We start from the raw sequence: 18585 nt of genomic DNA on the forward strand, positions 1-18585 counted from the left end.
TGACTGCATGATCGTGCTGGCCGGATTCGTGATCGGGGCGCTGTGGGGCGGGTTTCTGGCCCGCCGCCGCAAGGGCAACCGTTTCGACATTGCGCAATATGCGCTGTCCTTCGGCATCGCCTTCGCGCTGCTGGCGCTGTTCGTGGCGATCTTCCTCGACCGCCTGACCTGAGGAACGCCGATGTTCCTGCCGTTCTTCGAGGGACTCAGGCGACACGGGGTTCCGGTCTCTGTCCGCGAATATCTGGCGTTTCTGGAGGCGATGCAGGCGGGCCTCGTCACCTATGACGTGGACGGGTTCTACTACCTTGCCCGCGCGATCATGGTGAAGGATGAGCGGCATATCGACCGTTTCGACCGGGCGTTTTCCGAAGCCTTCGCTGGCCTTCAGGCGCTGACCGCCGAGCAGGTGCTTGAAGCGGTGGACCTGCCGCGCGAATGGCTGGAGAAGCTGGCCGAAAAGCTACTGACGCCTGAGGAGAAAGCCGAGATCGAGGCGCTTGGCGGCTTCGACAAGCTGATGGAGACGCTGCGCCAGCGGCTGGCAGAGCAGAAGGGCCGCCATCAGGGCGGCAGCAAATGGGTCGGCACCGCCGGCACCTCGCCCTTCGGCGCCTATGGCTACAACCCCGAAGGCGTGCGGATCGGGCAGGAGGGCAGTCGCCACCAGCGCGCCGTCAAGGTCTGGGACAAGCGCGAGTTCCGCGATTTCGACGATCAGGTGGAGCTTGGCACCCGCAACATCAAGGTGGCGCTGAAACGCCTGCGCAAATGGGCCCGCGACGGCGCGCATGAGGAGCTGGACCTGCCGGGCACGATCCGCTCGACCGCCGAGCAGGGCTATCTCGACGTGAAGACCCGGCCCGAGCGGCGCAATGCGGTGAAGGTGCTGCTGCTGCTGGATGTGGGCGGGTCCATGGATGCGCATGTGCAGGCGGTGGAGGAGCTGTTCTCGGCCGCGCGGGCGGAGTTCAAGCATCTGGAGGCGTATTACTTCCACAACTGCCTCTATGAGGGCCTCTGGCGCGACAACAAGCGCCGCTGGAATGCGCAGATCCCGACGCTGGACGTGCTGCGCACCTATGGGGCCGACTACAAATGCGTGATCGTCGGCGATGCCTCGATGTCGCCCTATGAGATCCTGCATCCGGGCGGCGCCAATGAGCATTGGAACCCCGAGGCCGGGCAGGTCTGGCTGAAGCGGGCGCGGGAGGCCTGGCCTGCGCATGTCTGGCTGAACCCGCTGCCGGAACGGATGTGGGGCTATACCCAGTCGGTGCAGATCATTCGCGCGCAGTTCGAGGAGCGGATGTACCCGCTGACGCTGGACGGGATCACCCGGGCGATGAAGGCGCTCGGTTAAAGCCGCGCCAACGCGGGGGCCAGATCGCCGTAGCCCGTCAGCCGCCGCTCGTAGCGCAGCCCCAGCCGCGCGGCGCAGTCCGCGGCCTTGGCGTCGAGGCCCGGATCGTCGGTCTGGGCCTGATAGACCAGCCGGTCATAATTCCCGAAATACATCCCGCGCAGCTCCGGGTGCCGGTCGAGCCCCAAGGGCCGCCAGACAAAGGCGTCGAACTGCCGCACGAGGAAATCGGTGAGGTAGAAGGCGCCCATCTCCTCCTCCGCGCGCTCCGCGAAGGCGGCGTTGCCCTCGAAGAAGGCATAGCAATGCGGGCCTTCCACCATCTCCACCCCCAACTCGGCGCATTTCGCGGCCAGAAGGCCCCCGGTGCCGCAATCGGCATAGACCACGAACAGCTTGTCATAGTCGGCGCGGTGCCTCGCCACCGCCTCGGCCACGGCGGCGGTGATCCTCTCGGGCCAGAGATGCAGGTTGGCAGGCAGGCAGGTCAGGTCCAGATGCGACCAGCCATTCGCCGCCTTCAGGTCGAGGATCTCGCGCGCCAATGCCCCGCAGGCGATCAGCAGCACCCGGCCGGAGCGCTCGGGGGGCAGGCCGGTCTCGGTCAGCGTGGCATCGTCGGGGATCATCGCCGCCACAGCAGCAGCCGCGCTGCGAGGGCGACCAGCGCCAGCAGGGCAATCGGCAAGCCGGCGCCTTGTGCAGCAAATATAGTCAGGCCGGCGGCGAGGATCACCGCCGCGATAAGGCCAAGGAACAGGGGCAGGGGCATCGGGCTCTCCTTTGCTCCCTATCTGGGCATTGCCGGGCTGCCCCGAAAGGGGGCACCCGGTCAGGCGCTCAGCTGCCCCAACTGGTTGTGCTTGCGCGCGACGAAGGTCTTCGCCGTCTCCACCGCCACGGCGGCATCGCGGCAATAGGCATCGGCACCGATGGCCCGCCCGAACTCCTCGTTCAGCGGCGCGCCGCCGACCAGCACGATGTACTCCTCGCGCAGGCCTTTCTCGACCAGCGTGTCGATCACCACCTTCATGTAGGGCATCGTCGTGGTCAGCAGCGCCGACATGCCGAGGATGTCGGGCTGTTCAGCCTCCAGCGCGGCAAGGTATTTCTCGACCGAGTTGTTGATGCCAAGGTCCAGCACCTCGAAGCCCGCGCCCTCCATCATCATCGCCACAAGGTTCTTGCCGATGTCGTGGATGTCGCCCTTGACCGTGCCGATCACCATCTTGCCGACGCGCGGCGCGCCGGTAGAGATCAGCAGCGGCTTCAGGATCGCCATGCCGCCCTTCATCGCATTGGCGGCCAGCAGCACCTCGGGCACGAACAGGATCCCGTCGCGGAAATCGGCGCCGACGATGGTCATGCCCGCAACCAGCGCCTTGGTCAGCACGTCATAGGGGGTCCAGCCGCGCTCCAGCAGGATGCCGACCGATTCCTCGATCTCCTCGCGCAGACCGTCGTACAGGTCGTCATGCATCTGCAGGACCAGCTCGTCATCGTCGAGCTCGGACAGGATGATCTCTTCGTCGGCCATGGCTGCTCTCCCGGCGGGCCTTTCGCGGCCCACGTCTTGATCCGTCATGCAGGCAAAGCCGCGGCCCCGGTTGGCGGATTGCGACATTGGCCATGTCGGTTCCGACGCGGGCCCCCAGGCGAACATCCTGCCGGAATCATCTTGGCCAATGTTCCCTTAATGTTCTATAAATCCTGCATGACCCTGCCCCCCGCCGATCCCGCCCTGCGCCTGCGCGCCCGAGCCGCCGCCGCCAACCCGGTCGGCCGGTTCGAGCCCTATGCCCGCGCGGTGGAACCCGATGGCTGGGACATGCCCGAGGAGGAGCGTCTGGCCCGCACCGAAGTGGCGCTGGAACGCCCCCGGTCGGTGCTGACCCGCAACAGCTCGCCCGACATTCCCTTCGACCGCTCCTTGAACCCTTACCGGGGCTGCGAGCATGGCTGCATCTATTGCTTTGCCCGCCCCTCGCACAGCTATCTGGGCCTGTCGCCCGGCCTCGACTTCGAGACCAAGCTGGTCGCCCGCCCCACCGCGCCCGAGGTGTTGGCGCGCGAGCTCTCCAAACCCGGCTACAAGGTAGCGCCCCTCGCCATCGGCACCAATACCGACCCCTACCAGCCGATCGAGGGCAAATACCGGATCATGCGCCAGATTCTCGAGGTGCTGCGCGACTTCCGCCACCCGGTCGCCATCGTCACCAAGGGCGCGCTGATCGAACGCGACATCGACATCCTGGCCGAGATGGCCAGCATGGGTCTGGCGCAGGTCGGGATTTCGGTGACCACGCTCAACGCGGAGCTCTGCCGCAAGCTGGAACCGCGCGCCCCATCCCCCGCCCGCCGGCTGGCCGCCATCCGTGCGCTGGCCGCCGCCGGAGTCCCGGTCCGCGCGATGGTCGCCCCGGTGATCCCGGTGCTGACCGATACCGAGGCCGAGGCGATCCTGGCCGCGGTGCAGGAGGCCGGGGCAGGGGCCGCGACCTGGATCCTGCTGCGCCTGCCGCATGAGGTGGCGCCGCTGTTTGTCGACTGGCTGCGCCGCAACGTCCCGGGTCAGGCCGAGCATGTGATGAGCCGCCTGCGCGCCATGCGCGGCGGGCGCGAGAACGACCCGCGCTTTGGCAGCCGGATGAAGGGCGAGGGGGTGGAGGCGCAGCTGCTGTCGCTCCGCTTCAGGGTGGCGGCAAAACGGCTGGGGCTGGATGGCAAGCTGCCGGCGCTGGATTGCAGCGCGTTCCGGGTGCCGCCGCGGGTGGGGGATCAGTTGTCGCTGTTCTGACGGGGGCCTTGATCGTATCTCAATTGAGACCCATACTGGATGGGCAACAGGAGACCCGTCATGCCCGCGCAAACCTCGATGCTCCATGTCCGTGTCGATGACCAGCTGAAGGCCGAGGCCGCCGAAGCTCTGGCCGGTGTCGGCCTCACGCTGTCGGATGCGGTCCGCATCCTGCTGACGCGTGTTGCGGCAGAGGGCGGCTTGCCTGCCGGGCTCACCGCAAATCCCGCCAGCTATGACGCATGGTTCCGCGCCAAGGTGCAGGAGGCGCTGGACGATCCGCGCCCGCCCAAACCGCATGGCGAGGTGATGCAGCAGGCCCGCGCCCTGATCGACGCAAAGCGTGGCGTCTGAAGTCGGGCCTGACCTGCACTGGACGGCGGCGGCGGTCGCCGACCTTCTGGCCATCGTCGATTACATCGCAGACGACAACCCCGATGCCGCACTTGCGCTGACGGAGGATATCGAGCGCAAGGTGGCATTGCTTCCGGAGCATCCGAAACGCTGCCGGGCGGGCAGGGTCGCGGGGACGCGCGAGCTGGTCGTCCGGCCCAATTACATCGTGGTCTATGCCGAAACCCCGGCCGCGGTCACCGTGCTGCGCGTGCTTCACGCCGCGCAGATGTGGCCGTAAGATTCACCCCCTCCGCCCGCGCCGCTCCCGCTTGGGCTCGCCCGAGGTGTCGCCGGTCCCGTCGCTCGCCGAGGAGAAGCCGCCAAGCGCCGCGGTGATCTCGTCCAGCGTCGGGCGGGGGCCGGTCGGCTGTGCCTCCAGCGCCGCCCGCATCGCGCGCAGGTGGTCCGGCATCGTGCCGCAGCAGCCGCCGATGATCCGGGCGCCGGCGTTGTGGGCGAGGACGGCATATTCGCCCATCAACTCGGGGGTGCCGTCGTAATGGATGTGCCCGTCATGGTATTTCGGGATGCCGGCATTGCCCTTGGCGATGATCGGGCGCTCGGCCCCCGCTGCGACGAAGCCAAGCACGGTGCGCAAGAGGTCCGACGCGCCCACGCCGCAATTGGCACCGAAGGCCAGCGGCGGGTTGGGCAGCTTTTCCACCAGCGCGACCATCTGCGCCGAGGTGACGCCCATCATCGTGCGGCCCGCGGTGTCGAAGCTCATGGTGCCGCACCAGGGCATCCCGGCCAGCGCCGCCGCCTCGGCCGCCGCGGCAAATTCCTCGGGGGCGGAGATGGTCTCCACCCACAGCAGGTCCGCGCCGCCGGCCTTCAGCCCCTCGGCCTGTTCGTGGAACATCTCGACCGCAATCGCATGGGTCAGACTGCCCATCGGCTGCATGATCTCTCCCGTGGGCCCCACCGAGCCCGCCACGATCACCTCGCGCCCGGCGGCGTCGGCCACCTCGCGGCCAAGTTCGGCGGCGATGCGGTTCAGCTCATGCACCTGACCTTCGGCGCCGTGCAGCTTCAGCCGGCTGGCATTGCCGCCAAAGGAGTTGGTCAGGAACAGGTCCGACCCCGCCTCGACCGCGCCGCGATAGAGGCTGTGGATGGCATCCGGGCGCTCGATATTCCACATCTCGGGTGCCTCGCCCGAGGTCAGGCCCATGTTGAACAGGTTGGTTCCGGTCGCGCCATCGGCCAGGATCCAGTCGCGGCTGGCAAGCATGCGGGAGAGGGCGTCGGTCATCGGGGCAACCTTTCTGGACTGGGACTTGCCGATCTCTGCCATGCCGGGCGGGTTGTGGCAAATCCATATTGGGCGCCGGGGAGGGGCCGCGGATGCCGGATCGCCCGGGCGATGTCAGCCGCGGCGAGGGCGAGGCCGAGGGGCGAGGGGGCTGCGATATACAGCGTCTGCCAGCGCGGCGCGAACCCGGCCTTGAACTGCGCGAGGCCGCAGGGGGGGCGGGCTGCCATCCGCCAGATGAGGGCGGGTAGCCCGCGCAGCTGCGCCGGGTCCGGCGGCACCGCGGCGAGGGACAGTCTGGGCACGCCCGCCTCTGCCGCCCGCGCGATGGCCTCGGCCATCAGCGCCTGCATGGTGCCATCTGGCAGCCCGCCGCCGCTGCGCATCAGGTCCAGCGTCCATTCGCCGCGGGTGGTGTGGAAGCTGGCAAAGGCGACCAGCCGCCCCGCTTGCCAAGCAAGCACGCAGTGCTGTCCGGCCACATATGCCGGCGTGTAGCGGCCCATCGAGAAGCCCCGCTCGCCGCCCCGCGTGGTGACCCATGCGGCGGAGAGTGCGGCCATCTGCGCCACGGGCAGCGCGCCGCCGGGGGGCACGGAGGTCACCATCACCCCAGCCTTGGCAGCATGGCGCAGCTTGCGGCGCAGGCCGGCATGGGCGGGATTGGCCAAGGCGAAGCGGGCGGTGTCGATCACCGCCTCTTGCGCGACCGGCAGGACCGTCCAGCCGGCGGCGCGGACGCGAAGGGCGGTGGGGGCGGTGATCTTGTAGAGGCAAGCCAAGCGCCCCCGCTGCGCCGCCTGGGCCCGCACCTCAGCCAGCAGGCCCCCAAGACTCTCTGGCGCCAGCGGGTCCAGCAGCGCCGTCACCGTCTGCCCGGTCTCGGCCAGCAGCCAGCCGGGGGTACCATCGGGGGCCAGCAGCAGCGCATGCTCGCCCTGTGCCAGCAGGCCGATCTCGGCGCGCGGCGCCTCGGGCACCGGGAGGCCGCGCCGCAGCTGCGGCAGCCCCCGCGGGGCACTCGCTCTCGAAGGCCGCGCCATCGCCAGCACCCCAAGCGCGGCGGGCAGCGCATAGTAGACCGCGCGCCAGGCCAGCACCGCGGCCAGCAGCGGCTCGGCCGGTTGCCCGGGCAGCAGCGACAGCAGGGCCAGCTCGAAGGCCCCGACGCCGCCCGGTGTGCCCGAGATCAGCCCGGCGCCAAGCGCCAGCAGGAAGGCCGGCAACAGCGCTGCGCCCGCCTCGACGCCGCCGGGCAGCAGCACCCAGAGGGCCAGCGACGCGGCGGCGGTGTCGAGCGCGGCCAGCGCCACGATGCGCGCGGCGAGGGTCAAGGGAGGAAACCGCTGCGGCCGCCAGAAAGCCAGCGCCGCCAGCGCGCCAAACCCCGCCAGCACCGCCAGCGCCATCCAGCGCGCGCCCGGCAGCGCCACGGGCAGCACCGCGACCACCGCTGCCGTCACCACCGCCCATCCCGCCAGAAAGGCCAGTGCCACCAGCGCGGTGATCCGCGTCGCCTGGCCAAGGTTGGTCCCCGGCAGCATCCGCCAGCGCACCAATGCGCCGGTAACGAGGCCGAAGCCAAGCGTCTGGCTGACGGCGATGGCGGCCGCCCCGGCGCGGCGGATCTGCGCCTCGGGCAGGGCGGTCGCCAGCTGCCGGTGGATCAGCACGTCATACTGCGCCAGCGCCGCGAAGCTGATCGCGGTTGCCGCCACCGCCCCCAGCCATTGCAGCGGCGAGACGGCGGCCAGCGCCGTGCCAATGGCGGCAAGGTCCAGCGCCGCCGCCTTCTCGCGCAGCGCCAGCACGAACAGCACCATCAGCGCCAGCGGCAGCAGATGGCGCAGCACGCCCCGCCACGGCGTCAGCGCGCCATATGCCGCGGCACCTTCGTGCCCGGCCTGTCCCCAGTGCTGCATTGCCGTCTTCCCCGCCCCAAGATCCCGAGCCCCACGCCCTTGGGTGCAGCCTTACCGGCCCGCGGTTCACGGCGCCTTAACGCCCGGCGGAATAGGACGGGGAGGCAAATAGGACGGGGAGGCAAAAGCAAAGGCCGCGCGGAGGCGGATCCGCGCGGCCTTGCAAATTGCTCTGGTGGCCCGCTCCCCGAAGGGAGGGCCGCGAAGTCAGACTTCGGTCATCAGCTGGCGCTTGGCCTCGGCCATGCATTCGGCCAGCTTGGCGCGGATCGTGGGCTCATCGGCATGGCTGCCCAGATCGGCGGTCAGCTTGCGAACCACATCGGCGTCGCCCGCTTCCTCGAAATCGGCCATCACGACCTCGGAGGCGTAGGAGGCCGCCTCGGCCCCCGACTTGCCCAGAAGCCCGGCCGCCCAGAGGCCCACCAGCTTGTTGCGCCGTGCCTCGGCCTTGAACTGAAGCTCGGCGTCATGCGCGAACTTGTTTTCGAACGCATTTTCCCGATCGTCGAACGTGGTCATGGCTTCCCCACCCTGCTGCTGGATCCATCGCCCCCCATATGCCCGCGCGGGGGCTTCGCTGCAACCCCTCGATCGCGCCGGTAGCGCTGTCAAATGCAGTGCGGCGCGCATCTTCATGCGGTCTATCTTGCAGTGCGGGGCGCCTTGTCCTATAGCGGCCCAAAGAACCCCGGTGGCCCCTGCCAGCCGGGGCGCGGCCCGTCCGCGCCGCCCTCGACTGCTGACCAAAGGAAGCGCATATGGCACCGCGTCGCAAGAAGATCTACGAAGGCAAGGCCAAGATCCTGTATGAAGGCCCCGAGCCGGGAACGCTGATCCAGTATTTCAAGGACGATGCGACCGCCTTCAACGCCCAGAAAAAGGCGACGATCGAGGGCAAGGGCGTGCTGAACAACCGCCTGTCGGAGTTCTTCATGACCGGGCTGACCAATATCGGCGTGCCCAACCACTTCATCCGCCGCGTGAACATGCGCGAGCAGCTGATCCGCCAGGTGGAAATCGTGCCGCTGGAGGTGATCGTGCGCAACTTTGCCGCCGGGTCGATCTCCAAGCGGCTGGGGCTGGAAGAGGGCACGGCGCTGCCGCGGCCGATCGTCGAATACAGCTACAAGAATGACGAGCTTGGCGATCCGATGGTGTCGGAAGAATACATCGTCGCCTTTGGCTGGGCCAACCAGCAGGATCTCGATGACATCGTGGCGCTGGCGCTGCGGGTCAACGACTTCCTGTCGGGCGTGTTCTACGGCGTCGGCATCAAGCTGATCGACTTCAAGATCGAGCTTGGCCGGGTATGGGATGGCGATTTCATGCGGCTGATCGTTGCGGATGAGATTTCGCCCGACAGCTGCCGCCTGTGGGATGTGAAGACCGGCCAGAAGCTGGACAAGGACGTGTTCCGGCGCGACCTTGGCAGCCTGACCGATGCCTATTCCGAAGTGGCGCGCCGGCTTGGCGTGCTGCCGGGCAATGCCACGTCGATGACCAAACCGACGCTGATCAACTGACGATGGCCCCAGACCTTGCAGCGGACCTTGCAGCGCGCCTGCGCGGGCAGGCGGCGCGGAACGGCATGATCCGCGACGCGCTGGCCGGGCAGGGCGATGACGGGCGGCGGGTGCGGCAGGTGTCGCATTACGTCTTCCCGGATCTTGCGGGCGAGGCTGCCAGCGATGGCGCGCTGAAGGATGCGGTGGCAAGCTATGGGTTTACAGCGCGCTTTACCGCGGCGGGCGACGGGCTGATCCTCGAGCATGAGCGCGAGGTGGCCTCCGCGGATTTCGATGCCGAGGTGGCGGGACTGATCGAGGCGATGGACCAACTGGGCTGGCAGTATGACGGCTGGGATTGCGCCGTCTTGCCGGCAGAATGACAAGGAAGGCTGGCTGATGAAAGCGCGCGTGCATGTGATGCTGAAGGACGGAGTTCTGGACCCGCAGGGCGAGGCGGTGCGCCACGCGCTTGGCTCGCTGGGATTTTCGGGGGTCGAGGCGGTCCGTCAGGGCAAGGTGATCGAGCTGGAGCTGTCGGCCACCGACAAGGACGCGGCGGAAGCCGAGGTCAAGGCGATGTGCGAGAAGCTGCTGGCGAATACGGTGATCGAGAAATACACCATCGAGATCGCCTGACCGGAGTTAAGACTCTGGATGAAGAACGGCCCTCAAGCCCTTGTTTTTGAATGAAAGGCGCCTTGGCTTGACCTGGGCGCCCATAGTGCGGTGCGGAATGGTAACAGCCTGTAAACTCTTTGCATTTACACCGCTTGCCTGAAATTGCGGCACAAGGCAGAGTGGTGCCAAATTCAGAGGATCGGATGTGTTCCATGTGCCAAGCTCGTCGCCTGTTCCTGATGCCCTTCCTTGCCGCGCTGCTGGCGCTGAGCGCCGCGCCGGTTCTGGCGCTGGAGGCCTGCGAGACCGGGCTGTCCGTGGTGACCCCCGATGGCAACACGGGCACCATCGTTTCCTTTGAGGCCGATACCTGCGGCGTCGTGGGGGCTGATGGCTATGTCTCGGGATGGCCGGCCTCGGTTCTGGTCGAGGCAGAGGCAGAGAGCACGGCCGAAGCGGTGCCGGTCACCGCGGGGCGCTATCTGTGCGCCGGGGCCGAAGGGCAGGTGGCGGTGCATGTGACGGTGCTGGATGCCGCGACCTATGCCAACAGCTACGATGAGCGCGGCGGCTACACGCTGAACGAAGACAGCTCTGTCACCTTCAACGATGGGCCGTTTGCGGGCCTGCCGGGCGGGTCGCAAGACGGCGTTCTTGCCTTTGCGATGACGGCCGGTGCGCCGCCGCTGCCCTGCAATCTGCTGGCAGAATAGGCAAGGCGCCCACTGAATCGGCATTCTGGTGCGGGCGCGCCCGGCGAGTCGGCATCAAGCCTTTACCCATGCGGCTGCGGCCCTAGCTCGATCCTCGGACCTACCCGGAGGATCGCCGATGCGTGTTGCTCGCCTTTTCCCTGTCCTTGCTCTGCTGGCCGCCGCCCCGGCTGCCGCGCAGGAGGTCGATCTGGAGCTGGTGCTGATGGCCGATGCCACCGGATCCATCACCACCGAGGAAATCCTGTTCCAGCGGCAGGGCTATGCGCAGGCGCTGACCGATCCCGAGGTGCTGGCGGCGATTGCCGGCACTGCCTATGGCAGCATCGCGGTGACCTATGTGGAATGGGGCCAGTTCGACAGCCAGGACGTGGTGGTGCCCTGGACGGTGATCGCGGGTGAGGCTGAGGCCGCGGGCTTTGCCGCCGCCCTGCTGGAGCGCCCGCGGCGGGCTTATGGCCGTAACGCCATCGGAGCGGCGCTGCTGCTGGGAAAGGCGCTGATCGAGGAGAATGACATACAGGGCTGGCGGCGGATCATCGACTTTTCCGCCGACAGCACCGGCAATTTCAACGGCCCCGCCACCGAAGAGGCGCGGGCCGAGGTGCTGGCGGCGGGGATCACCATCAACGGGTTGGCCATCGCCTGCCGCGATTGCAGCGCCGGGTCGGGCGACGAGGGCGGCGATATCGAGAGCGGGTTCCGCGACCGGATCATCGGCGGGCCGGGGGCTTTCGTGGTGACGGCAGAGTCGGCCCCGGCCTTTGCGGCGGCAGTGAAACGCAAGCTGATCCTCGAAATCTCGGGCCTGCACGGGTTGCCGGTGGTCGCCGCGCGCTAACCCATCTGGGGCCCGCCCCTTGCAGCCCCCCGTCCGGACAACTAAGACTCCGGCAAGGAACAAGTGGCTATGGTCCCCGCAAGGGAAGCAAGAGGCAGGCAGAGCGCGATGAAAGACCCGATCGATCTTTACATGAACACCCTTGTGCCGATGGTCGTCGAACAGACCAGCCGGGGCGAGCGGGCCTATGACATCTATTCGCGCCTGCTGAAGGAGCGGATCATCTTCCTGTCGGGCCCGGTGCATGACGGCATGTCGACGCTGATCTGCGCGCAGCTGCTGTTCCTCGAGGCGGAGAATCCGTCCAAGGAAATCAGCATGTATATCAACAGCCCCGGCGGTGTCGTGACCTCGGGCCTGTCGATCTATGACACGATGCAATACATCAAGCCCAAGGTCTCGACCCTGGTGATCGGACAGGCGGCCTCGATGGGTTCGCTGCTGCTGACCGCCGGCGAAAAGGGCATGCGCTTCAGCCTGCCCAACAGCCGGGTGATGGTCCACCAGCCCTCGGGCGGCTATCAGGGCCAGGCGACGGACATCATGATCCACGCCCGCGAGACCGAGAAGCTGAAGCGCCGGCTGAATGAAATCTACGTGAAGCATACCGGCCAGGACCTCGCCACGGTGGAGCTGGCGCTGGAGCGGGACAACTTCATGTCGGCGGAAGATGCCAAGGAATGGGGCCTGATCGACGATATCCTCGCCGATCGTGGCAAGGCCGAAGAGGCCAAGTGAGCACCTCCGCCGCGCCCGGCCAGCGCCGGGGCGGCGGGAATTTTGACATTGTGATGAACATGGGCCTGTCCTAGACTTTCGGGAAAAGGGCAGCCCGGGAACGCCGGGGTCCCACCCAAGGCAGGCCGCAGAGGATACCGATGGCGAACAATTCCGGCAGCGACAGCAAGAATACCCTCTACTGCTCATTCTGCGGCAAGAGCCAGCATGAGGTGCGCAAGCTGATCGCCGGCCCGACAGTTTTCATCTGCGATGAATGCGTCGAACTGTGCATGGACATCATCCGCGAGGAGACCAAGACCTCGGGGCTGAAGGCGACCGACGGCGTTCCGACGCCGCGCGACATCTGCAAGGTGCTGGACGATTACGTGATCGGCCAGATCCATGCCAAGCGCGTTCTGTCGGTGGCGGTCCACAACCATTACAAGCGCCTGAACCACGCCTCGAAGTCCGCGGATATCGAGCTGGCGAAGTCGAACATTCTGCTGATCGGCCCGACCGGCTGCGGCAAGACCCTGCTGGCGCAGACGCTGGCGCGGATCCTGGACGTGCCCTTCACCATGGCGGACGCGACCACGCTGACCGAGGCGGGCTATGTCGGCGAGGATGTCGAGAACATCATCCTCAAGCTGCTGCAGGCATCGGAATACAACGTCGAGCGGGCGCAGCGCGGCATCGTCTATATCGACGAGGTCGACAAGATCACCCGCAAGTCCGACAACCCCTCGATCACCCGCGATGTGTCGGGCGAGGGCGTGCAGCAGGCGCTGCTGAAGATCATGGAGGGCACCGTGGCTTCCGTGCCGCCGCAGGGCGGGCGCAAGCATCCGCAGCAGGAATTCCTGCAGGTGGACACGACCAATATCCTGTTTATCTGCGGCGGCGCCTTTGCGGGGCTGGAGCGGATCATCGCGCAGCGCAACAAGGGCTCCGGCATGGGCTTTGGCGCCGAGGTCAAGGATCCCGATGCGCGCGGCGTCGGCGAGATGTTCAAGGAGCTGGAGCCCGAAGACCTGCTGAAATTCGGTCTGATCCCGGAATTCGTCGGCCGTCTGCCGGTGATCGCCACGCTGACCGATCTGGATGAAGAGGCGCTGGTCACCATCCTGACCGAGCCGAAGAACGCGCTGGTCAAGCAATACCAGCGGCTGTTCGACATCGAGGGCGTGAAGCTGACCTTTACCGAGGACGCGCTGAAGGCCATCGCCAAGCGGGCCATCAAGCGCAAGACCGGCGCGCGGGGCCTGCGCTCGATCATGGAGGATATCCTCCTCGACAGCATGTTCGAGCTGCCGGGTCTGGCGACGGTCGAAGAGGTGGTGGTGAATCTCGATGCGGTGGATACCGCCGGCGCGAAGCCGCTGCTGATTCATTCTGAAGCCAAGAAGGAACCGGCGGCCGCCAAGGCGCGTTGAGGCGGTGTCTCGAAGGTGTTGGAAGGGCGGTCCCGTGAGGGGCCGCCTTTTTTGTCTCGGGTCCGGCGACTGTCGGGCCTTATGTCAGGGGCGGCGCGAACCGAGCCATGCGCTCAGCATCGCAGTTTCCGCCGCAGACAGCGCGCGGTTGATGGCGAGCGCACCGTACAGGCGCGCCGGGCCCGGAAGGCTGTAGGTGCCGGTCACCGCCTGCCCGGTCAGGATGCTGACGCCGGCATCATTGGCAAAGCCCACGGTATAGGTGCCTGACGGAAGCGGGGCGGTCAGGCTGTCATCCACCAGATCGTCGGACAGATACCAGCGCAGCGGCTCGCCAGCCTGGGTCGCATCATATTGCGAGACGATGGTTTGGTAGGCGGTTTTCGCTGGGGAAATCTCGCTCTGGATCTCGGCGATATCAAGGTTTGCCGTGCCTTTTCCCGCGACCGCATCCTGGAAGTAGAGCGTGAAGGGCGATCCCAGCGTCTGGCTGCCGATATGGGTGTAGGTCAGCATGACCGAATGGACCTGCCCTGCGACCAGCCGCGCACCGATATTCGCAGCCGGAAGCCCCGCGCCATCGATAACGACCGTCGCCGTGGGTGACCAGTTGTTGCCGAACGAGAAGATGATGTTGTCGGGCACACGGGTCCGGCAGCAGATCTTGAAGGACAGGGTATAGGTCGCGCCCTGGATCAGGGCCATGCTGCGGATGAAACCGGAATACCTGTTTGCCTGGATCGTCGGGTCATAGACGATCCGCTGCGTGGCCGAGACGGTGGAAATGCTGTCCGGGCTGGCGATGACCACCGGCTTGATGAAAAACGGCACCCAGGCCGCGTTGCTCAGATCTTCAGAGGGCGCCAGAAGATTGCGGCTGCCCCCGCGGGGCAGCCTGCCAAGGATGGGCCGCGCCGAGGCGGTGGCCTGAACGGCGTGCATCCCCCTGCCGCTGCGGTCCAAAACTCGCCCCACCGGTTGCCCGGCAGCGGTGACCGGCGTTGCACCCGCCGCATCCTGAAACAGGCTGCCGGCCCGCGACGGGTCGATCCACAGCCCGCTATCCCCGGGTCTGAACAGATTGCCGGGGTTTCGGCCCGGCCGCAGGCTCAGCGGCGATGTGACCGCCGTTGCGTACCCGATCCTCATGCAATCACCAGCGCGTGGATCCCCGTGGCGGTGGTTCCCGTCGCATTCACGCGGCTTGCCCCGACCGGCAGCATCGAATGGTCGGCCAGCTCGACCAGACGGGTCTGGTTGCGTTCGCTGACAAAGCTGACGAAACCGCCGCGCTCGACATAGAGCGCAAGGGCGACATGGGGCAGGTTGACGCTGTCGCTCGGGGTCACCGGCAGGATGTCATTGGCGGGGCCGCTCAGATCCGGGCTGCGGGACTTGAAGGGATTGGTCATGTCGTTTCTCCTGGCGCATGAAAGCCCGCATCCCCGGCTGGGGGTGGCGGCGCATGGCCGCAGAGTCATCGCAATTGGGTAATTATTCTTTCGGCCAGCGCGCTGTGCAGGCCGGCGGGCCGCAACGCCCTCGGGGGCAGGCGGCGGAGCATCGCTGCGGCTGGCCCAATCCTCTGGACCTCGGCCCGCGCTCTTGTATAAGTGGGGCAGCCATCTTGCGGCCTATCTTGCGGAGAGTCCCCGATGAAATTCCTGCTTCGCCTGCTGACCTGGTGGAACGGCCAGACGCTTGGCACCCAGATCTTCACCGCGCGCCGCGGCGTGAAGGTGGGCGAAGACGATCAGGGCAATATCTTCTACCGCACCGCCGACGGCAAGCGCCGCTGGGTGATCTACAATGGTGAATCCGAGGCAAGCCGGGTGTCCCCCGACTGGCATGGCTGGCTGCATTTCACCTGGGACGAGAGCCCGGTCGATGCGCCGCTGCCGCACAAGGCCTGGGAAAAGCCGCATGTGGAAAATCTGACCGGCACCGCCGCCGCCTATGCTCCCACCGGCTCGATCCGTCGCGCGGCCCCGGCCGAACGGCGCGATTACGAGGCCTGGCAACCGGAATAACCCCATGTCCGAAACCCGTGCAGAAATCCTGACCGGCGCCGCGGTGCTGGCTGTAGCCCTTGGCTTTGCAATATATGCGGGGCTTGGCTCGGGCCTTGCCACGTCCTCCGGCAATTATGAGCTGAAGGCCAGCTTCCGGTCAGTCGAGGGCATCGACATCGGCACCGATGTGCGGCTGGCCGGGGTCAAGGTCGGCAGCGTCACCTCGGTGGCACTGAACCCGGCGACCTTCTTTGCCGATGCGACGGTGGCGGTGCGCAGCGATATCCTGCTGCCCGAAGACAGCGCGATTCTGGTGTCTTCCGAAGGGCTTCTGGGCGGCTCGTTCATCGAGCTTCTGCCTGGCGGCAGCCCGATCAACCTCGAACCCGGATCCGAGATCGAGGATACCCAAGGCGCGATCAGCGTGGTGTCCCTGATGATGAAATTCGCGGGCGGCAGCGAGGATACGGCGCCGGCTGCGGGGGCTACGGAGTGATCCGCAGCCGCATCGCGTGGCCCCTGCTGGCGGCCCTGCTGTTTGCCGCCCCGCTGGCAGCGCAGGAGGGTGAGGGTGAGCCCCTGCCGCTGGAGGAGTTTGGCATCGAGGAGTTGCCGGCGCTGCCGGTGACGCCCGAGGCGCTGCAGCCCGAAAGCGCGGTTGATTCCGAAGCCGCAGGCGCCGTGACCTCGGCCCCAGGCGCGATGCTGCGCGGGCTGGACCGGGTGACGGGGCAAAGCGTCGATGTGACGCTGGCCAATGGCCAGACCCAGCCGATGTTCCGGCTGGAGGTGAGCCTGACCGATTGCCGTTTTCCGGTGAATGACCCCAGCTCTGATGCCTTCGCGCATCTGACCATCCGCGACCGCGGCGAGGTGGTGTTCAACGGCTGGATGACCGCCGCCAGCCCGGCGCTGTCAGCGCTGGACCATCCGCGCTATGACGTCTGGGTTCTGAGCTGCAGCGACTGACCTAGCGCACCAGGCTCGCAGCCTCCGGCAGGGGGCCTGCGGGGCCGAAGCGCACATCGCGCCGCGCCACGGCTGGCTCCAGCAGCTTGCGAAACGCCGCGCGCGGCAGCTCGATGCCTCCAAGGCTGGCCAGATGCGGGGTCAGGAACTGGGTGTCGAGCAGGGTGAAGCCTTGCCCCCGCAGCCGGTCCACCAGCCAGACCAGCGCCGCCTTGGACGCATCTGTGCGGGTGGAGAACATGCTTTCCGCGAAGAAGGCCGCGCCCACCGCGACCCCGAACACTCCGCCGACCAAAGCGCCCTCGGCCCGCACGCCGATGCAATGGGCATGGCCCGCCTCGTACAGCGCCGCGTAAAGCCGCATCAGGGCCGGATTGATCCACGTCTCCTCGCGGTTGGCGCAGGCGGCCACCACCTCGGCGAAATCGGTATTGGCGCTGGCGGTGAAGCTGCCGCGCCGCATCCGCCGGGCCAGCGAGCGCGAGATGTGGAAACCGTCCAGCGGCAGGATCCCGCGGATGCGCGGTTCGATCAGCCCGAAGGTCGGATCGTCGCGGCTTTCGGCCATCGGGAAGGCGCCGGCGGCATAGACCTCCAGCATCAGCAGCGGCGGCACCTCGCGCAGCGGCGCCGCCGTCATCGGGCAGGACCCGACGGGCAAGGCAGGGCGCCGGGGCGCCCCGCGATCAGGCGAAGGTCTCGGCCAGCCACCGTTCCAGCCAATGGATCGAGTAATTGCCCTTCAGGATATCGGGTTCCTCCAGCAGCGCATGGAACAGCGGCACGGTTGTATCGACGCCGTCGACGATCAACTCGCCAAGCGCGCGCTTCAGCCGGGCCAGCGCCTCGGGCCGGTCGCGGCCATGCACGATCAGCTTGCCGATCAGGCTGTCGTAATAGGGCGGGATCGTGTAGCCGGCATAAAGCGCAGAATCCATCCGCACCCCGAGCCCGCCCGGCGCGTGGAACACGTTCACCTTTCCGGGGCAGGGCGAGAAGTTCGGCAGCTTTTCAGCGTTGATCCGCACCTCGATGGCATGGCCGTTCAGCACCAGATCGCTCTGTTCGAAGGACATCGGCAGGCCAGAGGCGACGCGGATCTGCTCGCGCACGAGGTCCACACCGAAGATCGCCTCGGTCACCGGATGCTCCACCTGCAGGCGGGTGTTCATCTCGATGAAGTAGAAGTCGCCATCCTCGTAGAGGAACTCGATGGTGCCCGCACCGATATAGTTGATCGCGGCCACCGCATCGGCGCAGACCTTGCCGATCCGGTCGCGGGTTTCCTGGTCGATGGCGGGGCCGGGGGCTTCCTCGAACACCTTCTGGTGGCGGCGCTGCAACGAGCAGTCCCGCTCGCCAAGATGCACAGCCTTGCCCTTGCCATCGCCGAAGACCTGGATCTCGATATGGCGGGGGCGTTGGAGGTATTTCTCGATATAGACTTCGTCGTTCCCGAAAGCGGCCTTCGATTCCGCCCGCGCGGTGCGGAAGGCGACTTCCAGCGCCTCGGCATCGCGCGCGACCTTCATGCCGCGGCCGCCGCCGCCTGCCGTGGCCTTGATGATGACCGGATAGCCGATCTCGGCCGAGACGCGCTTGGCCTCCTCGACCGTGGCGACCCCGCCTTCCGAGCCCGGAACGCAAGGCACCCCCAGCCGTTTCATCGTGTCCTTGGCGGTGATCTTGTCACCCATCACCCGGATATGCTCGGCAGTCGGGCCGATGAAGCCGATGTCATGGTCTTCCAGCACCTGCACGAAGGCGGCGTTTTCCGACAGGAAGCCATAGCCCGGGTGGATCGCATCGGCGCCGGTGATCTCGCAGGCCGAGACGATGGCCGGGACCGAGAGATAGCTTTCCGACGAGGGCGCCGGCCCGATGCAGACGGACTCGTCGGCCATCCGCACATGCATGGCATCGCTGTCGGCCGTTGAATGCACCGCCACCGACTTGATGCCCATCTCGCGGCAGGCCCGGATGACGCGGAGCGCGATTTCGCCCCGGTTGGCGATCAGGATCTTCTCGAACATCG

The 18585-nt window shown here is 67.0% G+C and carries 25 protein-coding genes; 15 read left to right on the forward strand and 10 right to left on the reverse strand.

Annotation, left to right across the window (positions count from 1 at the left end):
• The first annotated feature begins 7 nt into the window (after window positions 1-7).
• Window positions 8-172 carry a hypothetical protein gene (locus Q8S30_RS05740; RefSeq protein WP_305665077.1) on the forward strand — a complete coding sequence of 55 codons (165 nt, stop codon included), beginning with the start codon at window positions 8-10 and terminating at the stop codon, window positions 170-172.
• Window positions 173-181: 9 nt separating this feature from the next.
• Entirely contained in the window at window positions 182-1363 is a 1182-nt protein-coding gene (locus tag Q8S30_RS05745; protein ID WP_305665078.1) for a VWA domain-containing protein, read from the forward strand.
• Here the strand turns inward: Q8S30_RS05745 and Q8S30_RS05750 are convergent.
• Genes Q8S30_RS05750 through Q8S30_RS05760 form a run of 3 tightly spaced genes read right to left on the reverse strand, consistent with a single transcriptional unit; the run spans window position 1360 to window position 2900 of the window.
• The gene (locus Q8S30_RS05750; protein WP_305665079.1) at window positions 1360-1992 is read right to left on the reverse strand and encodes a DUF1638 domain-containing protein; all 633 of its coding nucleotides are present in this window, start codon (window positions 1990-1992) and stop codon (window positions 1360-1362) included. The genes Q8S30_RS05745 and Q8S30_RS05750 overlap by 4 nt on opposite strands.
• Complete coding sequence (locus Q8S30_RS05755) at window positions 1989-2135, reverse strand: hypothetical protein (RefSeq protein ID WP_305665080.1); 147 nt, start codon at window positions 2133-2135, stop codon at window positions 1989-1991. The genes Q8S30_RS05750 and Q8S30_RS05755 overlap by 4 nt, the downstream gene beginning before the upstream one ends.
• 60 nt (window positions 2136-2195) lie before the next feature.
• Window positions 2196-2900 carry a B12-binding domain-containing protein gene (locus tag Q8S30_RS05760; protein WP_305665081.1) on the reverse strand — a complete coding sequence of 235 codons (705 nt, stop codon included), beginning with the start codon at window positions 2898-2900 and terminating at the stop codon, window positions 2196-2198.
• 177 nt (window positions 2901-3077) lie between these two features.
• On the opposite strand from Q8S30_RS05760, the gene Q8S30_RS05765 reads away from it, so the two are divergent.
• Genes Q8S30_RS05765 through Q8S30_RS05775 form a run of 3 tightly spaced genes read left to right on the forward strand, consistent with a single transcriptional unit; the run spans window position 3078 to window position 4794 of the window.
• Window positions 3078-4160, forward strand: coding sequence for a PA0069 family radical SAM protein (locus tag Q8S30_RS05765; protein WP_305665082.1), 1083 nt, complete (start codon window positions 3078-3080; stop codon window positions 4158-4160).
• A 60-nt stretch (window positions 4161-4220) separates the two neighbouring features.
• Entirely contained in the window at window positions 4221-4514 is a 294-nt protein-coding gene (locus Q8S30_RS05770; RefSeq protein ID WP_305665083.1) for a type II toxin-antitoxin system RelB/DinJ family antitoxin, read from the forward strand.
• Complete coding sequence (locus Q8S30_RS05775; protein WP_305665084.1) at window positions 4504-4794, forward strand: type II toxin-antitoxin system RelE/ParE family toxin; 291 nt, start codon at window positions 4504-4506, stop codon at window positions 4792-4794. Before Q8S30_RS05770 ends, Q8S30_RS05775 begins: the two co-directional genes overlap by 11 nt.
• 3 nt (window positions 4795-4797) lie before the next feature.
• Here Q8S30_RS05775 and bmt read toward each other — a convergent pair whose 3' ends face one another.
• From bmt to Q8S30_RS05790, 3 genes are all read right to left on the reverse strand, one after another.
• The gene (gene bmt, locus Q8S30_RS05780) at window positions 4798-5811 is read right to left on the reverse strand and encodes a betaine--homocysteine S-methyltransferase (protein ID WP_305665085.1); all 1014 of its coding nucleotides are present in this window, start codon (window positions 5809-5811) and stop codon (window positions 4798-4800) included.
• A complete protein-coding gene (locus Q8S30_RS05785) occupies window positions 5808-7733 on the reverse strand; it encodes a phosphatidylglycerol lysyltransferase domain-containing protein (RefSeq protein WP_305665086.1) in 1926 nt (641 codons plus the stop codon). Before Q8S30_RS05785 ends, bmt begins: the two co-directional genes overlap by 4 nt.
• A 207-nt stretch (window positions 7734-7940) precedes the next feature.
• Window positions 7941-8255, reverse strand: coding sequence for a DUF1476 domain-containing protein (locus Q8S30_RS05790; protein ID WP_305665087.1), 315 nt, complete (start codon window positions 8253-8255; stop codon window positions 7941-7943).
• 239 nt (window positions 8256-8494) lie between these two features.
• On the opposite strand from Q8S30_RS05790, the gene purC reads away from it, so the two are divergent.
• The 7 genes from purC to clpX all read left to right on the forward strand — a co-directional run bounded on the left by purC (window position 8495) and on the right by clpX (window position 13569).
• Window positions 8495-9259, forward strand: coding sequence for a phosphoribosylaminoimidazolesuccinocarboxamide synthase (gene purC / locus Q8S30_RS05795; RefSeq protein ID WP_305665088.1), 765 nt, complete (start codon window positions 8495-8497; stop codon window positions 9257-9259).
• A 2-nt stretch (window positions 9260-9261) separates the two neighbouring features.
• The gene (locus tag Q8S30_RS05800) at window positions 9262-9624 is read left to right on the forward strand and encodes a ribonuclease E inhibitor RraB (protein WP_305665089.1); all 363 of its coding nucleotides are present in this window, start codon (window positions 9262-9264) and stop codon (window positions 9622-9624) included.
• A gap of 16 nt (window positions 9625-9640) precedes the next feature.
• Entirely contained in the window at window positions 9641-9880 is a 240-nt protein-coding gene (purS, locus tag Q8S30_RS05805) for a phosphoribosylformylglycinamidine synthase subunit PurS (RefSeq protein ID WP_305665090.1), read from the forward strand.
• A 194-nt stretch (window positions 9881-10074) separates the two neighbouring features.
• The gene (locus tag Q8S30_RS05810; RefSeq protein ID WP_305665091.1) at window positions 10075-10575 is read left to right on the forward strand and encodes a hypothetical protein; all 501 of its coding nucleotides are present in this window, start codon (window positions 10075-10077) and stop codon (window positions 10573-10575) included.
• Between the two features lie 118 nt (window positions 10576-10693).
• Window positions 10694-11416 carry a DUF1194 domain-containing protein gene (locus Q8S30_RS05815; RefSeq protein WP_305665092.1) on the forward strand — a complete coding sequence of 241 codons (723 nt, stop codon included), beginning with the start codon at window positions 10694-10696 and terminating at the stop codon, window positions 11414-11416.
• Window positions 11417-11524: 108 nt separating this feature from the next.
• Window positions 11525-12154: an ATP-dependent Clp protease proteolytic subunit gene (locus tag Q8S30_RS05820; RefSeq protein ID WP_305665093.1), complete on the forward strand. Its 630-nt coding sequence runs from the start codon at window positions 11525-11527 to the stop codon at window positions 12152-12154.
• Between the two features lie 140 nt (window positions 12155-12294).
• Window positions 12295-13569 carry an ATP-dependent Clp protease ATP-binding subunit ClpX gene (clpX, locus tag Q8S30_RS05825; RefSeq protein WP_305665094.1) on the forward strand — a complete coding sequence of 425 codons (1275 nt, stop codon included), beginning with the start codon at window positions 12295-12297 and terminating at the stop codon, window positions 13567-13569.
• 84 nt (window positions 13570-13653) lie between these two features.
• On the opposite strand, the gene Q8S30_RS05830 is transcribed toward clpX, so the two are convergent.
• Complete coding sequence (locus tag Q8S30_RS05830; RefSeq protein WP_305665095.1) at window positions 13654-14511, reverse strand: hypothetical protein; 858 nt, start codon at window positions 14509-14511, stop codon at window positions 13654-13656.
• 203 nt (window positions 14512-14714) lie between these two features.
• Complete coding sequence (locus Q8S30_RS05835) at window positions 14715-14981, reverse strand: hypothetical protein (protein ID WP_305665096.1); 267 nt, start codon at window positions 14979-14981, stop codon at window positions 14715-14717.
• 243 nt (window positions 14982-15224) lie between these two features.
• Between Q8S30_RS05835 and Q8S30_RS05840 the strand changes: the two genes are divergently transcribed.
• Genes Q8S30_RS05840 through Q8S30_RS05850 form a run of 3 tightly spaced genes read left to right on the forward strand, consistent with a single transcriptional unit; the run spans window position 15225 to window position 16550 of the window.
• On the forward strand, window positions 15225-15599 hold the full coding sequence (locus Q8S30_RS05840; protein WP_305665097.1) for an NADH:ubiquinone oxidoreductase subunit NDUFA12: 375 nt from the start codon (window positions 15225-15227) through the stop codon (window positions 15597-15599).
• A gap of 4 nt (window positions 15600-15603) precedes the next feature.
• On the forward strand, window positions 15604-16077 hold the full coding sequence (locus Q8S30_RS05845; RefSeq protein WP_305665098.1) for an outer membrane lipid asymmetry maintenance protein MlaD: 474 nt from the start codon (window positions 15604-15606) through the stop codon (window positions 16075-16077).
• Window positions 16074-16550, forward strand: a complete 477-nt coding sequence (locus Q8S30_RS05850) for a DUF2155 domain-containing protein (RefSeq protein WP_371135450.1) — start codon at window positions 16074-16076, stop codon at window positions 16548-16550. The genes Q8S30_RS05845 and Q8S30_RS05850 overlap by 4 nt, the downstream gene beginning before the upstream one ends.
• 1 nt (window position 16551) lies before the next feature.
• On the opposite strand, the gene aat is transcribed toward Q8S30_RS05850, so the two are convergent.
• A complete protein-coding gene (aat, locus tag Q8S30_RS05855; protein ID WP_305665099.1) occupies window positions 16552-17190 on the reverse strand; it encodes a leucyl/phenylalanyl-tRNA--protein transferase in 639 nt (212 codons plus the stop codon).
• 46 nt (window positions 17191-17236) lie between these two features.
• The gene (gene accC / locus Q8S30_RS05860; protein WP_305665100.1) at window positions 17237-18583 is read right to left on the reverse strand and encodes an acetyl-CoA carboxylase biotin carboxylase subunit; all 1347 of its coding nucleotides are present in this window, start codon (window positions 18581-18583) and stop codon (window positions 17237-17239) included.
• Window positions 18584-18585: the final 2 nt, after the last annotated feature.

Origin of the sequence: Frigidibacter sp. (assembly GCF_030695035.1) — a bacterium.
Taxonomy (GTDB): domain Bacteria; phylum Pseudomonadota; class Alphaproteobacteria; order Rhodobacterales; family Rhodobacteraceae; genus Frigidibacter.

Coding starts and splice junctions, on each gene's coding strand:
- Q8S30_RS05740 (WP_305665077.1), top strand. CDS start 8: ATGATCGTGCTGGCCGGATTCGTGATCGGGGCGCTGTGGGGCGGGTTT.
- Q8S30_RS05745 (WP_305665078.1), top strand. CDS start 182: ATGTTCCTGCCGTTCTTCGAGGGACTCAGGCGACACGGGGTTCCGGTC.
- Q8S30_RS05750 (WP_305665079.1), bottom strand. CDS start 1,992: ATGATCCCCGACGATGCCACGCTGACCGAGACCGGCCTGCCCCCCGAG.
- Q8S30_RS05755 (WP_305665080.1), bottom strand. CDS start 2,135: ATGCCCCTGCCCCTGTTCCTTGGCCTTATCGCGGCGGTGATCCTCGCC.
- Q8S30_RS05760 (WP_305665081.1), bottom strand. CDS start 2,900: ATGGCCGACGAAGAGATCATCCTGTCCGAGCTCGACGATGACGAGCTG.
- Q8S30_RS05765 (WP_305665082.1), top strand. CDS start 3,078: ATGACCCTGCCCCCCGCCGATCCCGCCCTGCGCCTGCGCGCCCGAGCC.
- Q8S30_RS05770 (WP_305665083.1), top strand. CDS start 4,221: ATGCCCGCGCAAACCTCGATGCTCCATGTCCGTGTCGATGACCAGCTG.
- bmt (WP_305665085.1), bottom strand. CDS start 5,811: ATGACCGACGCCCTCTCCCGCATGCTTGCCAGCCGCGACTGGATCCTG.
- Q8S30_RS05785 (WP_305665086.1), bottom strand. CDS start 7,733: ATGCAGCACTGGGGACAGGCCGGGCACGAAGGTGCCGCGGCATATGGC.
- Q8S30_RS05790 (WP_305665087.1), bottom strand. CDS start 8,255: ATGACCACGTTCGACGATCGGGAAAATGCGTTCGAAAACAAGTTCGCG.
- purC (WP_305665088.1), top strand. CDS start 8,495: ATGGCACCGCGTCGCAAGAAGATCTACGAAGGCAAGGCCAAGATCCTG.
- Q8S30_RS05800 (WP_305665089.1), top strand. CDS start 9,262: ATGGCCCCAGACCTTGCAGCGGACCTTGCAGCGCGCCTGCGCGGGCAG.
- purS (WP_305665090.1), top strand. CDS start 9,641: ATGAAAGCGCGCGTGCATGTGATGCTGAAGGACGGAGTTCTGGACCCG.
- Q8S30_RS05810 (WP_305665091.1), top strand. CDS start 10,075: ATGTGCCAAGCTCGTCGCCTGTTCCTGATGCCCTTCCTTGCCGCGCTG.
- Q8S30_RS05815 (WP_305665092.1), top strand. CDS start 10,694: ATGCGTGTTGCTCGCCTTTTCCCTGTCCTTGCTCTGCTGGCCGCCGCC.
- Q8S30_RS05820 (WP_305665093.1), top strand. CDS start 11,525: ATGAAAGACCCGATCGATCTTTACATGAACACCCTTGTGCCGATGGTC.
- clpX (WP_305665094.1), top strand. CDS start 12,295: ATGGCGAACAATTCCGGCAGCGACAGCAAGAATACCCTCTACTGCTCA.
- Q8S30_RS05830 (WP_305665095.1), bottom strand. CDS start 14,511: ATGCACGCCGTTCAGGCCACCGCCTCGGCGCGGCCCATCCTTGGCAGG.
- Q8S30_RS05835 (WP_305665096.1), bottom strand. CDS start 14,981: ATGACCAATCCCTTCAAGTCCCGCAGCCCGGATCTGAGCGGCCCCGCC.
- Q8S30_RS05840 (WP_305665097.1), top strand. CDS start 15,225: ATGAAATTCCTGCTTCGCCTGCTGACCTGGTGGAACGGCCAGACGCTT.
- Q8S30_RS05845 (WP_305665098.1), top strand. CDS start 15,604: ATGTCCGAAACCCGTGCAGAAATCCTGACCGGCGCCGCGGTGCTGGCT.
- aat (WP_305665099.1), bottom strand. CDS start 17,190: ATGACGGCGGCGCCGCTGCGCGAGGTGCCGCCGCTGCTGATGCTGGAG.
- accC (WP_305665100.1), bottom strand. CDS start 18,583: ATGTTCGAGAAGATCCTGATCGCCAACCGGGGCGAAATCGCGCTCCGC.